The sequence below is a fragment of the Microbacterium umsixpiens genome (assembly GCF_053543675.1).
This window is the reverse complement of record NZ_JBLVOH010000003.1, coordinates 1-14,541: the sequence shown is the minus strand read 5'-3', so window position 1 is coordinate 14,541 and position 14,541 is coordinate 1. Positions and strand designations below refer to the sequence as shown.

General features: G+C 63.5%; 10 protein-coding genes and 3 rRNA genes. 2 read left to right on the top strand and 11 right to left on the bottom strand.

Translation table 11 applies throughout. The annotated features are described in order from the left end of the window. From ACNPM4_RS00220 to ACNPM4_RS00190, 7 genes are all read right to left on the bottom strand, one after another. A partial coding sequence (locus ACNPM4_RS00220) for an SAM-dependent methyltransferase (protein ID WP_448984285.1) occupies nt 1-331 on the bottom strand: 331 nt, incomplete at its 3' end. Further along, nucleotides 328-504, bottom strand: a complete 177-nt coding sequence (locus ACNPM4_RS00215) for a hypothetical protein (protein ID WP_167381665.1) — start codon at nt 502-504, stop codon at nt 328-330. The genes ACNPM4_RS00215 and ACNPM4_RS00220, both read right to left, overlap by 4 nt. Before the next feature lie 52 nt (nt 505-556). Then, nucleotides 557-1,594 carry an HAD-IIA family hydrolase gene (locus tag ACNPM4_RS00210; RefSeq protein WP_029261480.1) on the bottom strand — a complete coding sequence of 346 codons (1,038 nt, stop codon included), beginning with the start codon at nt 1,592-1,594 and terminating at the stop codon, nt 557-559. Continuing rightward, complete coding sequence (locus ACNPM4_RS00205; RefSeq protein WP_448984283.1) at nt 1,594-3,033, bottom strand: primosomal protein; 1,440 nt, start codon at nt 3,031-3,033, stop codon at nt 1,594-1,596. The genes ACNPM4_RS00210 and ACNPM4_RS00205 overlap by 1 nt, the downstream gene beginning before the upstream one ends. 72 nt (nt 3,034-3,105) lie before the next feature. Further along, nucleotides 3,106-3,222 (bottom strand): 5S ribosomal RNA (gene rrf, locus ACNPM4_RS00200). A 108-nt stretch (nt 3,223-3,330) separates the two neighbouring features. Further along, nucleotides 3,331-6,435: ribosomal RNA gene (locus tag ACNPM4_RS00195) — 23S ribosomal RNA — on the bottom strand. A 428-nt stretch (nt 6,436-6,863) separates the two neighbouring features. Then, nucleotides 6,864-8,387 (bottom strand): 16S ribosomal RNA (locus ACNPM4_RS00190). Together the 16S, 23S and 5S rRNA genes form the textbook arrangement of a ribosomal RNA operon. 597 nt (nt 8,388-8,984) lie before the next feature. Here ACNPM4_RS00190 and ACNPM4_RS00185 point away from each other — a divergent pair. Next, complete coding sequence (locus ACNPM4_RS00185; RefSeq protein ID WP_448984281.1) at nt 8,985-10,328, top strand: CoA transferase; 1,344 nt, start codon at nt 8,985-8,987, stop codon at nt 10,326-10,328. On the opposite strand, the gene ACNPM4_RS00180 is transcribed toward ACNPM4_RS00185, so the two are convergent. From ACNPM4_RS00180 to ACNPM4_RS00165, 4 genes are read right to left on the bottom strand one after another with little or no spacing between them, the layout of a single operon-like run. Beyond that, on the bottom strand, nt 10,313-11,107 hold the full coding sequence (locus ACNPM4_RS00180; protein ID WP_400859151.1) for a DUF4184 family protein: 795 nt from the start codon (nt 11,105-11,107) through the stop codon (nt 10,313-10,315). The two genes, ACNPM4_RS00185 and ACNPM4_RS00180, sit on opposite strands and share 16 nt — an antisense overlap. Before the next feature lie 28 nt (nt 11,108-11,135). Further along, complete coding sequence (gene tyrS / locus ACNPM4_RS00175) at nt 11,136-12,437, bottom strand: tyrosine--tRNA ligase (RefSeq protein WP_400859149.1); 1,302 nt, start codon at nt 12,435-12,437, stop codon at nt 11,136-11,138. A 41-nt stretch (nt 12,438-12,478) separates the two neighbouring features. Next, nucleotides 12,479-13,309 (bottom strand): hypothetical protein, encoded by an 831-nt coding sequence (locus ACNPM4_RS00170; RefSeq protein ID WP_448984279.1) that lies wholly within the window; start codon nt 13,307-13,309, stop codon nt 12,479-12,481. Continuing rightward, nucleotides 13,306-13,950, bottom strand: a complete 645-nt coding sequence (locus tag ACNPM4_RS00165) for a SatD family protein (protein WP_029262465.1) — start codon at nt 13,948-13,950, stop codon at nt 13,306-13,308. Before ACNPM4_RS00165 ends, ACNPM4_RS00170 begins: the two co-directional genes overlap by 4 nt. 60 nt (nt 13,951-14,010) lie before the next feature. Here ACNPM4_RS00165 and ACNPM4_RS00160 point away from each other — a divergent pair. Continuing rightward, nucleotides 14,011-14,541: DUF1349 domain-containing protein (locus ACNPM4_RS00160; protein ID WP_448984276.1), on the top strand; the 531-nt coding region annotated here is incomplete at its 3' end.

Here is a 14,541-nt window from a genome sequence, read left to right as displayed (position 1 = left end):
CGTGCCCGACGTCGACCGCGAGGACCTTTCGTGCGCCGCGCTCGCGGAGCACCTGCGTGAAACCTCCCGTGGAGGCCCCCATGTCCAGTGCGAGCCGCCCCTCGACGGGGATCGCGAATCCGTCGAGCCCGGCGATGAGCTTGTGGGCCGCGCGGCCGACATAGTGGTCGGCACCCGCGATCGTGATCTGCGCCTCATCGTCGACGGCGGTCGAAGCCTTCACCGCCTGGCGGCCATCGATGCTCACGAGCCCTTCGGCTATGAGCGTGGCGGCGTGGCTGCGCGAACGGGCGAGTCCTCGGGCGGCGAGGGCGGCATCGAGTCGCGTCATCGGGATCCCGGAGTCTCCCGTTGATCGAGCTTCGCGCCGCTCTCGAGGCGTCGGGAGAGCTCGTCGTGCAGGCTCGCGTACGCATCGGCTCGCGCCGGAAGGGGCTGCCCCTCGATCAGACGCAGACGGCTCCACAGGCCGTCGGTCGGCGCACTCGTCGTCTCTTCGCTCACGGTTCCACTGTACGCGGCGCCTCCGACGGCGGCCGGAGCGACGCGAGCTGCCTCAGGGGCGATGGAAGGGGTCGTCGTAGAGACGCTCGGGAACGCGCAGCACGAACACGGGTGTCCCCGATGCCCAGATCGCGGCCGCGCCGGCGCGCAGCAGGTCGATCTGAGATCCGGACTCCGTCACGATCTCGACGTCCGCCCCCACGACCCGCACGGCGGCGCCGTTCACGTCGAACACGCCATCGCGTTCCGTGACCTCCGGGTACGGGACATGCAGCTCACGCAGGTCGCCGAGGATGTAGGTCGGGCGCGAGCCCTCGGGAGCGGCCAGCACATGCTTGGGACGGTCGATTCCGGTGAGGACGAGCACCGAGTCGATCCCGACCCGGCTCGCACCCATGATGTCCGTGTCGAGCCGGTCGCCGATGAACAGCGCCTTCTGTGCGCCGAACCGGGCGAGCGCCTCTTCGAAGATGGGGGCCTCCGGCTTGCCGGCGACGGTAGCCAGCCGACCGATGGCCGTGTGCACCGCGGACACGAGAGTGCCGTTACCCGGTGCGACACCGCGCTCACGCGGGATCGTCCAATCCGTGTTCGTGGCGATCCATGGGATCCCACCCTCGTCTTCGGGAAGTTTGAGGGCGAATGCGGCTTCGGCGAGATCGGTCCACGCCACCTCCGGGGCGAACCCCTGGACGACGGCGCTCGGCGAATCCTCGGCGCTGCGCGTGACCGTGTAGCCGGCCTTCTGCACCTCGTCGACGAGGCCGTCGCCGCCGACGACGAGGATCGTCGCCGGCGCGGGCACCATCTTCGCCATCAGCCGCATCGCCGCCTGCGGGCTCGTGACCACATCGGCCGCATCGACGCGGAGCCCCAGGCTGCTGAGGTGCTCCGCGACGGATGCGTCAGTGCGGGCCGCGTTGTTGGTGATGTAACCGAGTCGCGCCGACTTCGCGGCCTCATTGAGACTGTCGACCGCATGCGGCAATGCGCCGGGGCCTGCGTACACCACGCCGTCGAGATCAGCGAGGATCGTGTCGACCCCGTCGACGGGGGTGCGCAGAGCGCGCTTGCGTGAGAACAGCGCCACTACGCCTCCGGGTCCGCGTCGTCGGTCTCGTCCTCACCCAGGAGCTCGCGGACCTCGTCCTCGACCGTGGGCTCTTCGGCGTCGGTCTCGTCAGCCATGGCGTCGGAGTCCGCAGCGGGCTCTTCAGACACTTCCTCGTCCGCTTCGTCATCCGTCTCGTCGGAATCCGCAGCGGCCTCGACGACGTCAGCCTCGTCTGCTTCATCGGCCGGTTCGGCGACCTCGTCGTCGAGGAACTCGCCCTCGATCATGCTGTCCTCGATGAAGATCTCCTCGTCACCGGCCTCGTCGATCCCGAGTGCCTCGGCAGCGACCTCGGCACGGTGTGCCCAGAAAGCGGCCTCATCGGTGCGTCCGAGGTCTTCGAGAACAGCGGCACGAGCGGCGAACAGAGCAGGGCTCCATTCGAAAGCCCGATCCGGGTCGAGCTCGGGGATCTCGAGCTCGCCGAGCGCAAGCTCCAGATCGCCCTGATCCAGACGAGCACCCGACATCGCGATCGCCAGTGCGACACGCACGGGAGTCTCGAGGGCAGACCGGTCCACAGCGCGGCCGGTCTCGAGCGCGCGATCGGAACGTCCGATGCCACGCTCGCTGTCGACCATCAGCGCGATCTGATCGTCCTTGCCCGAGATGCGTCGGTAGGTGCGGAGTTCGCGGAGAGCAAGGGCGAAGTCACCCGTCGCGTAAGCGGTGATGCCGAGAGTCTCGCGGACGATCGCGATACGGCCAGCGCGTCGAGACGCCGCCAGCGCGTGCTCGTGCGCAAGCGCGGGGTCCTCGTCGATGAGCTTCGACGCCATCGCCAGGTGACGCGCGACGTGCTCGGCGTTCTCCTTGCTCAGGGTCTTGAGCTCGTTGCGAGCGCCCCCGTTGAGGTCGCGCGCAGTGATCTCGTCGGGAATCTGCGGCTCATCGAACCGCGGACGCTCATTCGCCGCCTGAGCCGGACGCTCCCGACCGGCGCCTCCGCGCTGCGGGAACGAGCGGGACTTGTCGCGATCACCACCGTCACGGCGCGGCGCCGAATCGCGGCGCGGGGCACCACCATCACGGTTGTAGCCACCGCCTTCACGACGGGGAGCTGCACCGTCACGGTTGTACCCGCCACCTTCGCGACGCGGGGCACCACCGTCACGGTTGTACCCACCGCCCTCGCGACGCGGGGCTGCACCGTCACGGTTGTAGCCACCGCCCTCGCGACGCGGGGCACCACCATCACGGTTGTAGCCGCCACCCTCACGACGGGGAGCCGCACCGTCACGGTTGTAGCCACCGCCCTCACGACGCGGGGCACCACCATCCCGGTTGTACCCGCCGCCCTCACGGCGCGGGGCTGCACCGTCACGGCTGTTTCCGGGGCGTCCGCCAGAAGCGCGATTACCGCGCGATCCGCTGTCGTCGTTGCGACGCGGACGGCGCTCTTCCTCTTCTGGCATGATGCTCCCTGTTCTATTCGTGTAAACGCAAAATGGCCACCCATCGATGGGTGGCCATTTTGTCTAAAAGGAGTCCGGCGGTGTCCTACTCTCCCACAGGGTCCCCCCTGCAGTACCATCGGCGCTGTGAGGCTTAGCTTCCGGGTTCGGAATGTAACCGGGCGTTTCCCTCACGCTATGGCCGCCGAAACACTATTGATGTTTCAATCAAACACATAACAAAGTCATTGTTGTTATGCGGTTCTCGACCGTACATCGAGAACCACTCAGTGGACGCGTAGCACCAACAAACGGTGTGTTATCAAGTCATCGGCTTATTAGTACCAGTCAGCTGCATGCATTACTGCACTTCCACATCTGGCCTATCAACCCAGTAGTCTGGCTGGGAGCCTCTCACCCGAAGGTATGGAAATCTCATCTTGAGGCCGGCTTCCCGCTTAGATGCTTTCAGCGGTTATCCATCCCGAACGTAGCTAATCAGCGGTGCTCCTGGCGGAACAACTGACACACCAGAGGTTCGTCCAACCCGGTCCTCTCGTACTAGGGTCAGATCCTCTCAAATTTCCTACGCGCGCAGCGGATAGGGACCGAACTGTCTCACGACGTTCTAAACCCAGCTCGCGTACCGCTTTAATGGGCGAACAGCCCAACCCTTGGGACCTACTCCAGCCCCAGGATGCGACGAGCCGACATCGAGGTGCCAAACCATGCCGTCGATATGGACTCTTGGGCAAGATCAGCCTGTTATCCCCGAGGTACCTTTTATCCGTTGAGCGACAGCGCTTCCACAAGCCACTGCCGGATCACTAGTCCCGACTTTCGTCCCTGCTCGACCTGTCAGTCTCACAGTCAAGCTCCCTTGTGCACTTACACTCGACACCTGATTGCCAACCAGGTTGAGGGAACCTTTGGGCGCCTCCGTTACTTTTTGGGAGGCAACCGCCCCAGTTAAACTACCCACCAGGCACTGTCCCTGAACCGGATTACGGTTCGAAGTTAGATATCCAGAGTGACCAGAGTGGTATTTCAACAATGACTCCACACGAACTAGCGTCCATGCTTCAAAGTCTCCCACCTATCCTACACAAGCCACACCGAACACCAATACCAAGCTGTAGTAAAGGTCACGGGGTCTTTCCGTCCTGCTGCGCGTAACGAGCATCTTTACTCGTAATGCAATTTCGCCGAGTTCGCGGTTGAGACAGTTGGGAAGTCGTTACGCCATTCGTGCAGGTCGGAACTTACCCGACAAGGAATTTCGCTACCTTAGGATGGTTATAGTTACCACCGCCGTTTACTGGGGCTTAAATTCTCAGCTTCGCCTTACGGCTAACCGGTCCTCTTAACCTTCCAGCACCGGGCAGGCGTCAGTCCGTATACATCGTCTTGCGACTTGGCACGGACCTGTGTTTTTAGTAAACAGTCGCTACCCACTAGTCTCTGCGGCCTCCAAACGCTTTCGGGAGTAAATCCCTATACGCCGAAGGCCCCCCTTCTCCCGAAGTTACGGGGGCATTTTGCCGAGTTCCTTAACCACGATTCTCTCGATCTCCTTGGTATTCTCTACCTGACCACCTGAGTCGGTTTGGGGTACGGGCGGCTAGAACCTCGCGTCGATGCTTTTCTTGGCAGCATAGGATCACCCACTTTTTATCCGCATCGTGTCTCAGCCTTAATGAATCGCGGATTTGCCTACGACTCGGCCTACGCACTTGCACCAGGACAACCATCGCCTGGCTTGGGCTACCTTCCTGCGTCACACCTGTTAATACGCTAACCGCACCAGAATGGGGTCGTGCGCTAGGCCCAGAGCGTCACCCCGAAGGGATCAGTCACTGGGATTCAGACACTTAGCACTACTGGATTAGCTTGGGCGGTTCTTCGCCGGTACGGGAATATCAACCCGTTGTCCATCGACTACGCCTGTCGGCCTCGCCTTAGGTCCCGACTTACCCAGGGAAGATTAGCTTGACCCTGGAACCCTTGGTCTTTCGGAGGACGTGTTTCTCACACGTCATTCGCTACTCATGCCTGCATTCTCACTCGTGTAGCCTCCACGGCTGGTTCACACCGCCGCTTCGCTGGCCACACGACGCTCTCCTACCCATCAACACGGCTGGACCACGAAGGCCTACCAATAATGTCAATGCCACAACTTCGGTGGCGTGCTTGAGCCCCGTTACATTGTCGGCGCGGAATCACTTGACCAGTGAGCTATTACGCACTCTTTCAAGGGTGGCTGCTTCTAAGCCAACCTCCTGGTTGTCAAGGCAACTCCACATCCTTTCCCACTTAGCACGCGCTTTGGGACCTTAGTTGGTGGTCTGGGTTGTTTCCCTCTCGACTATGAAGCTTATCCCCCACAGTCTCACTGCTGCGCTCTCACTTACCGGCATTCGGAGTTTGGCTGACGTCAGTAACCTTGTAGGGCCCATCGGCCATCCAGTAGCTCTACCTCCGGCAAGAAACACGCAACGCTGCACCTAAATGCATTTCGGAGAGAACCAGCTATCACGAAGTTTGATTGGCCTTTCACCCCTATCCACAGCTCATCCCCTCAGTTTTCAACCTAAGTGGGTTCGGTCCTCCACGACGTCTTACCGTCGCTTCAACCTGGCCATGGATAGATCACTTCGCTTCGGGTCTAGGACATGCGACTGAATCGCCCTATTCAGACTCGCTTTCGCTACGGCTACCCCACACGGGTTAACCTCGCCACATATCGCTAACTCGCAGGCTCATTCTTCAAAAGGCACGCTGTCACCCCTACTAAGGAGGCTCCAACGGTTTGTAAGCAAACGGTTTCAGGTACTATTTCACTCCCCTCCCGGGGTACTTTTCACCTTTCCCTCACGGTACTTGTCCGCTATCGGTCATCTGGGAGTATTTAGGCTTATCAGGTGGTCCTGACAGATTCACACGGGATTTCACGGGCCCCGTGCTACTTGGGATACTCTTCGCGCCAAGAGAGGCATTTCGACTACGGGGTTGGCACCCTCTATGACCGGCCTTTCAAGACCGTTCGTCTATACCTTCTTGTAACGCCGCCACCTCGGCAGAGATGACTGAAAAGTCCCACAACCCCCAACGTGCAACACCTGCCGGCTATCACACACGCTAGGTTTAGCCTGTTCCGGTTTCGCTCGCCACTACTAACGGAATCGCGGTTGCTTTCTCTTCCTGTGGGTACTGAGATGTTTCACTTCCCCACGTTCCCTCTACCCGCCCTATATATTCAGGCGGGAGTCACTAGGTCGGCACGCCGCCCAGCGGGGTTTCCCCATTCGGACACCCTCGGATCAAAACTTGCTTATCAGTTCCCCGAGGCTTATCGCAGATTGCTACGTCCTTCTTCGGCTCCAGATGCCAAGGCATCCACCGTTTGCTCTTAAAGACTTGAAATCACATGAGTTTGAATCAAAAACTCGACCCCACCCGAAGATGGAATCTGAAATTGACTAATGATCTTTAAGATCATCTTGTGCAACTGACCGAAGTCAGCTGCAAGATGCTCGCGTCCACTGTGTAGTTCTCAAAGTACGGGCGGTGCCCCATCCACAACCCCACACGGGGGAAACAGAAAGAGGCCCAGAGTAACCGACTGTGCACTCGACCCAAAGGCCAGTGCGCATCCGGTCCCTCAGGACCCAACAGCGTGCAGGTGCGACATCCGCCACCCTCCCCGTTCCCACCAGATCCGAAGACCCGACGTACTAGAGAAGAACAACATCCTTCACACCATGTCAAATGTTCCACCCATGAGCTCCCAGCGAAGAACGAATGCCTTCGATCTGGGTTCTGGACACCCGGAGGTGTCAGATGCTCCTTAGAAAGGAGGTGATCCAGCCGCACCTTCCGGTACGGCTACCTTGTTACGACTTAGTCCTAATTACCGATCCCACCTTCGACGGCTCCCTCCAAAAAGGTTAGGCCACCGGCTTCAGGTGTTACCGACTTTCATGACTTGACGGGCGGTGTGTACAAGACCCGGGAACGTATTCACCGCAGCGTTGCTGATCTGCGATTACTAGCGACTCCGACTTCATGAGGTCGAGTTGCAGACCTCAATCCGAACTGGGACCGGCTTTTTGGGATTCGCTCCACCTCGCGGTATTGCAGCCCTTTGTACCGGCCATTGTAGCATGCGTGAAGCCCAAGACATAAGGGGCATGATGATTTGACGTCATCCCCACCTTCCTCCGAGTTGACCCCGGCAGTATCCCATGAGTTCCCACCATTACGTGCTGGCAACATAGAACGAGGGTTGCGCTCGTTGCGGGACTTAACCCAACATCTCACGACACGAGCTGACGACAACCATGCACCACCTGTTTACGAGTGTCCAAAGAGTTGACCATTTCTGGCCCGTTCTCGTATATGTCAAGCCTTGGTAAGGTTCTTCGCGTTGCATCGAATTAATCCGCATGCTCCGCCGCTTGTGCGGGTCCCCGTCAATTCCTTTGAGTTTTAGCCTTGCGGCCGTACTCCCCAGGCGGGGAACTTAATGCGTTAGCTGCGTCACGGAATCCGTGGAATGGACCCCACAACTAGTTCCCAACGTTTACGGGGTGGACTACCAGGGTATCTAAGCCTGTTTGCTCCCCACCCTTTCGCTCCTCAGCGTCAGTTACGGCCCAGAGATCTGCCTTCGCCATCGGTGTTCCTCCTGATATCTGCGCATTCCACCGCTACACCAGGAATTCCAATCTCCCCTACCGCACTCTAGTCTGCCCGTACCCACTGCAGGCCGGAGGTTGAGCCTCCGGATTTCACAGCAGACGCGACAAACCGCCTACGAGCTCTTTACGCCCAATAATTCCGGATAACGCTTGCGCCCTACGTATTACCGCGGCTGCTGGCACGTAGTTAGCCGGCGCTTTTTCTGCAGGTACCGTCACTTTCGCTTCTTCCCTGCTAAAAGAGGTTTACAACCCGAAGGCCGTCGTCCCTCACGCGGCGTTGCTGCATCAGGCTTGCGCCCATTGTGCAATATTCCCCACTGCTGCCTCCCGTAGGAGTCTGGGCCGTGTCTCAGTCCCAGTGTGGCCGGTCACCCTCTCAGGCCGGCTACCCGTCGACGCCTTGGTGAGCCATTACCTCACCAACAAGCTGATAGGCCGCGAGCCCATCCCCAACCGAAATTCTTTCCAGACGCAGACCATGCGGTCACGTCACATATCCAGTATTAGACGCCGTTTCCAGCGCTTATCCCAGAGTCAGGGGCAGGTTGCTCACGTGTTACTCACCCGTTCGCCACTGATCCCACAGAGCAAGCTCCGTGTTCACCGTTCGACTTGCATGTGTTAAGCACGCCGCCAGCGTTCATCCTGAGCCAGGATCAAACTCTCCGTAAAAAAGAAATGCATACGACACCGGGAAAACGGTGACGCAGCGAGTTTGATGCTGACCAAAGAGACAAATTCATTGCTGACTTTATCCGTTGCCAACCCCACAAGGAGGTTGGTCTTTGATCCAAAGGAATTCTCACCCCCACCGAAGTGGAGACGAGGATAATTTGGCATTTGACAAGTGCACGCTGTTGAGTTCTCAAGGATCGGATGCTCCCACGACCCAGCCATCACAGCCAGGCCCGCAGGGCAACTTCTCTATCTTACCCACCCTGTCCCGCTTGTCAAATCGGCGCGCCGTGCAGATCAGAGATCCGCAGCGCAGCTGATGACAGCCGCAGAAGAGGTGGATTCCCTATCCTAGACGCAAGCGCCTGATCTCTCAAGTGAGAGTGGATCGGGAGTGGTTCTCCGCTTGAGGGGGGTGAAGCTCTTGGCTCCTCCGCTTCCCTGTGGGGCGAACAAGTAATAAGTTACGGGGGTTCTGGGGTTCTGGCAAATCGGGGCATACACCCCGGGCGTGTCGCCCGGGCACCCTCGGCGCTTTACTCCGGATCAGCCGTGATTTCCGCCACCAGGAGCGCTCGAGAGTACGATCTGGCCATGCTCTCGCCCACCGATGACCCGACCATCAGCCCAGGGGTTGCTCTGCTCGATCGGGTCAGGATCCTGCTCGATCTCCCTCCCGTCGATCCAGCGCTCGACACTCACGCGACGGTCCCGCTCCCCTCCAGGCTGGCGACCGCGGAACTCGCCTGGGCCAGCGTCGCCTCTGCCCTGCTCGCCGCCGGTCGCTCGCCCGCGCTCATCGACCCGCACCGTGTGGCCACCGCCTACCGGAGCGACCGCGTGCTCGCGATCGACGGCGTCGCTCCCCCGGTGTGGTCGCCCTACTCGGGTTTCTGGCGGACCACGGACGGATGGGTCAGGACCCATGGGAACTACCCGCATCACGCCGCCGCTCTGCGCACCGCACTCGGACTGCAGGATGACGCCGACGCCGATGCGGTCCGCGTCGCACTCGAGGAACGGACGACGGCTGACGCCGTCGCGGGGATCACCCGACTCGGCGGACTCGCCGTCGCCGTGGCCGCCGAGGACCTCGCCGCTGATCGCGCCCTCCGAGCGACGCCGCTTCTCGAGGTCCGACGCACCGCCGCCTCCGCACGTCGTCGCCCACGCGGCTCACGAGCGACGGCGGCGCAGGATGATCGCCACCCCCTCGCCGGTATGCGCGTGCTCGACCTCACCCGCGTTATCGCCGGTCCCGTCTGCACCCGCACGCTCGCCCTCCTCGGCGCCGACGTGCTGCGCATCGATCCGCCGCACCTGCCCGAACCCGAGTGGCAGCACCTCGACACCGGGCACGGCAAGCGCTCGGCACGGTTGGATGCGCGCACCGCGCAGATGCACGACCTGCTCTCAGACGCCGATGCCGTGGTGCTCGGCTACCGTCCCGCCGCGCTGGACCGACTGGGACTTCATCCGAGTGTGCTCGCCGAACGGTATCCGGACCTGGTCGTCGCGCAACTGAGTGCCTGGGGCACGGAGCATCCCGATCGCGCCGGCTTCGACAGCCTCGTCCAGGCGGCATCCGGAATCGCGCTCATCGAGTCGCCGGACGGGGACCGCCCGGGCACGCTTCCCGCCCAGGCGCTCGACCACAGTGCCGGATACCTGCTCGCCGCCGCGGTGACGGCGCTGCTGCAACGCCGCACCGGCGAAGGCGGGTCCTGGTACACCGGCACCTCGCTCCGCCGCATCGCCGCCGAACTTCTCGGGATGCCGCGCAGCCGGGAGCCGGAAGGGGAGGCCGAGTTCGACGTCGGCCCGCACCTCGCGCGCTTCGAGGTCGACGGCAGGTCCCTCGTCACCTCGCGACCGGCGATGACCGGCCTCGAGTTCGATGCCCCGCACCTCTGGGGGTCGGATCAGGCGATCTGGTGACGACGGCCGCGAACCGCCAGAACGACGCAGAGCACGAAGGTGATCGCACCCCAGAGCGCACATGCCGGAGGCAGCACGCGATAGGCCAGATGCTGCACGGTGAACTCCGTGTCGATGGGACCGAACGCGATGATCCCCCAGACGAGCGCAGCGACCAGGATCACCGGAAGCGAGACCCACCACGCGATGCGCACCCCCTGCGGCAGCGACTGCGCGAAATCCGCGCGCGCTTCCCGTCGACGCAGCCAGAGCAGTGCCCAGACACCGATGATGAGCAGGCCGATCACACTCGACCCGTGCTGAAGCCACTTGAATCCGGGCAGCGGACCCCACATCGCGTCGAGACCGGGGAGCAGCTGCACGCCGGCACGACCTTCATGCGTGAAGAGATCCCAGAGGATGTGCGAGGCCACGCCGATCAGGAAAGACACCGCGAGGAGCACCGGATACCAGCGCTTCTCCCCCACGCCGACGGCTCGTCGTGCGGCTTCCGCGCCGCCCTCGCGCCAGTCCTCCGGGAGCCGACGCGCCAGCCACAGCGGCACGAGTTCCGGCACCGCGGGACGCAGGATCACGCGCCAGACGAGGAAGAGCACGAACGCGAGGAGTGCCGTCCACAGGATGTTGCCGAACGTGTGGGTGAACGAGTAGTTCAGCCCGACACCCCGCACGAACAGCGGCAGATCCGGCGTCATGGCGCCGATCGCGATCGCCGCGGGCACCAACGGCGTTCGGATGAACGGCAGCGCCACGAGCGCGTGACTGGGAGTGAAAGGCATCCGGCTCTGCTATCCGAAGCGCGAAGGCTCAGCCGAGGAAGACGCCGGCAAGGGTCTTCTTGCCACGACGGAGTACGGACACTCCCCCGGGAAGAGTGCCCTGGACCGTGGCAGTCTCGTCTTCGACGCGGTTGCCGTCGAGCGTGACACCGCCCTGCGCGATCGCGCGCCTCGCCTCGGAGAGGCTGGCGACCAGCCCGGTCGCGACCAGCACGTCCACCACCGGGGTGCCGGTGGCGACGGTCGCATTCGGGAGCTCTTCCAGCGCGGTGCGGAGTGTCTGCGCGTCGAGCGCGGTCAGATCGCCCTGTCCGAACAGGGCCTCGGATGCCGCGATCACCGCCGCCGCCGCGTCGATGCCGTGCACGGTCGCCACCACTTCGAGCGCGAGACGCTTCTGGGCGGCACGACGGAACGGCTCCGTCGCCACGAGTTCGGCGTACCCCTCGATCTCCGAGCGGCTCAGGAACGTGAAGACCTTCAGGCGGTCGACGACGTCGGAATCCGCGGTGCTCAGCCAGAACTGGTACATCCGGTACGGGCTGCACATCTCGGCGTCGAGCCAGATCGCATTGCCCTCGCTCTTGCCGAACTTCGTGCCGTCGCTGTTGGTGATCAGCGGTGTGCCGATCGCATGCACGGACGAGCCCTCGGCGCGGCGGATCAGATCCGTCCCGCTGGTGAGGTTGCCCCACTGGTCGGACCCACCCGTCTGCAACACGCAGTCGTACTGGCGGTAAAGCTCGAGGTAATCCATCCCCTGCAGGATCTGGTAGCTGAACTCGGTGTAGCTGATGCCCTCGTCGGAGTTCAGCCGCGCGGCGACCGCATCCTTCTTGAGCATCGTGCCGACGCGGTAGTACTTGCCGATCTCGCGGAGGAAGTCGATCGCGCTCAGCGGCGCGGTCCAGTCGAGGTTGTTCACGATGCGGGCGGCGTTTTCGCCCTCGAAACTGAGGTAGCGCTCGACCTGCGCACGCAGGCGTCCAACCCACTCCTCGACGGTCTCGCGGGTGTTCAGCGTTCGCTCGGCAGTCGGACGCGGATCGCCGATGAGTCCGGTGGACCCGCCGACCAGACCGAGAGGCTTGTGCCCGGCGAGCTGGATGCGGCGCAGCGTCAGCAACTGCACGAGATTGCCCAGGTGCAGGCTCGGCGCCGTCGGATCGAACCCGCAGTAATACGTGATGGGGTCTCCCGCGAGCAGGGCGCGCAGCGCCTCCTGGTCGGTGGACACCTGGACCAGGCCACGCCACACGAGTTCGTCCCACACGTTCTCGAACGCGGGGTCGATCGCCTGGGGTGCGGTCGTCAGATCGGGAGTTGACACGCGCTCCAGGCTATCAGCGCCCCGCACCGTCGAATCGCGCCTCAGCTGTGCGCCGCCCACCAGACGAGGAAGGCGGCGCCGAGGGCGATGACCCAGCTGACGAGGCTGCCTACCAAGAAATACTCGGCTCTGGCGCCGGTCTCGCCGTCGCGGGAGATCTCCGGGAAGCGCACGATCCCCTTCGCCGCCAGCATCGCCGCGAGGATCGGGTACGCGGCGGCGAGCGTGAGGATCAGGACGAGGAGGCGTTCGAGCGGGCCGATCAGTCGCCCGCCCTGGAAGCCGGCCCGCGGATCAGGGGCGGCCGCCACCACAGGTGCCGGATCCGTCGTCGGTTCTGCGAGGGCAGTCGTCGGTTCTGCGAGGGTCTGGCGCATCTCCGCGCCGACCGATGCGGCCCCGACGACGGGCCCGGCCTCGGTGACCTGCTCGGCGGGGCGCCAGGTGTGTTCGCCGTCGAGAGCGGCGCGCACCACGAGGTTCGCGGACTCGAGGAGGAACGCCGACACCCCGAGCACCAGGATCGCCAGGTCGAACGTGACCTCACCGAACGGCGAACGCAACTGCCACACCTCGCCGATGAGTCCGGCCTGGGCGCGTGCTCCCATCGAGATCACGGCTCCGACGACGACGAGCGCGAGGACCACGGCGGGCCAGAACCCCGCGCGTGACGGTCGCCCGTCGGGCATGCACCAGACCCAGAGCGCGCCGGACGCGAGCGCGGCGATCATGGGCAGGAGAGCATCGCTGACGCTGCCGAGCAGGAGCAGCACGACGGCCGCGGCCAGGTATCCGATCCAACGCCGCGGGACGAACTGCCGCACGAGGTCTGCGGCTCCGATGGCGAGCAGGATGAATCCGGCGATGATCATGCCGGCTCTCCCCTCAGGGCGGCGAGTCCTTCGATGAGCGCGGCGGATCCGGCACGTCGCAGCGACTTCGAGACGCTCGGCTGGGAGATGCCCTCCTGCGCCGCGAGCTCCTGCTGGGAGCGGCCGACCAGGCGCCCGTAGGTGAGTCGCCGCTCGCGCGCACTCATCGCACCCACGAGCTCGTCACGTGCGAGCAGATAGGCATTGGAGACCGCGATCGTCGACGCCATGACCTCATCCTGCCCCGGGGCTCCGACAATCCAGGTGCGCGTGCGCGGCACGGCGCGCTGTTCACGGGAGTGCACGGTCTCGATCGCGGCCCGCGCGGCGTACCACCCCGGACCGTCGGCGAGCTCGCCGTGCACGGACGCGACGGCGCGCACCTCCCCCACGCCGATGCCGAATCGGAAGGCGATCCCGTCGGGCAGTCGCAGCTGAATGAGGAAGAGCGAGCTGAGCGCATCGCCGAGCTCCCGGTAGACGCCCTGCTGCTCGTCTCCTACGGTGGGCGTCAACGGCTGCGCCGCCAGCGGGAGGTCGATCTCGGCCTGCGCGATGGTCTCATCCAGCACGCGCTGTGCGGCGCCGCGGTCCCCGAGTTCACGGGAGCCCACGATGTCTGCGATCACAGCGATGACCATGCGATAACCTTATCACGAATATTCTTAGTTATATGCACTATGTGGTTATGGAATGGAAATATGCCTGATTCGAGCATCATTGCCTGGTCCGAGGGAACCTGGACCCACGACCCCGCCGCCGTGGAAGACACCGAGCACTTCGACGTCACTGCCGTCGAAGGCAGCGACGCCTGGCGGCGCACCGCCTACGGGTTCGTGCACGACACCGAACACGCCCTGCTCGCACCGCTCGCCGTGGGCGAGGCGATGGAGGTGTCGTTCCGGGCGCCGTGGGACGGCCAGTTCGACCAGGCGGGCATCTTCGTGCGGATCGACGACGAACACTGGGTGAAGACCGGCGTCGAGTACGCCGACGACCACCTCGGGCTCGGCGCCGTGGTCACCGACGGAGGGTCGGACTGGTCCGTCGGCTTCGTCGACGAGTGGCTCGAGAGCGAGATCACAGTGCGCGTGAGCCGCTGGGCGGACTCCGTGATCGTGCGGGCGCGCACCGCCGAGGAGCCGTGGCGGCTCGTGCGGGTCGCTCCGTTCGACGGCCAGGCAGCGGCATCCGCCGGGCCCTTCCTCGCCGCCCCGACACGTGCGGGTCTC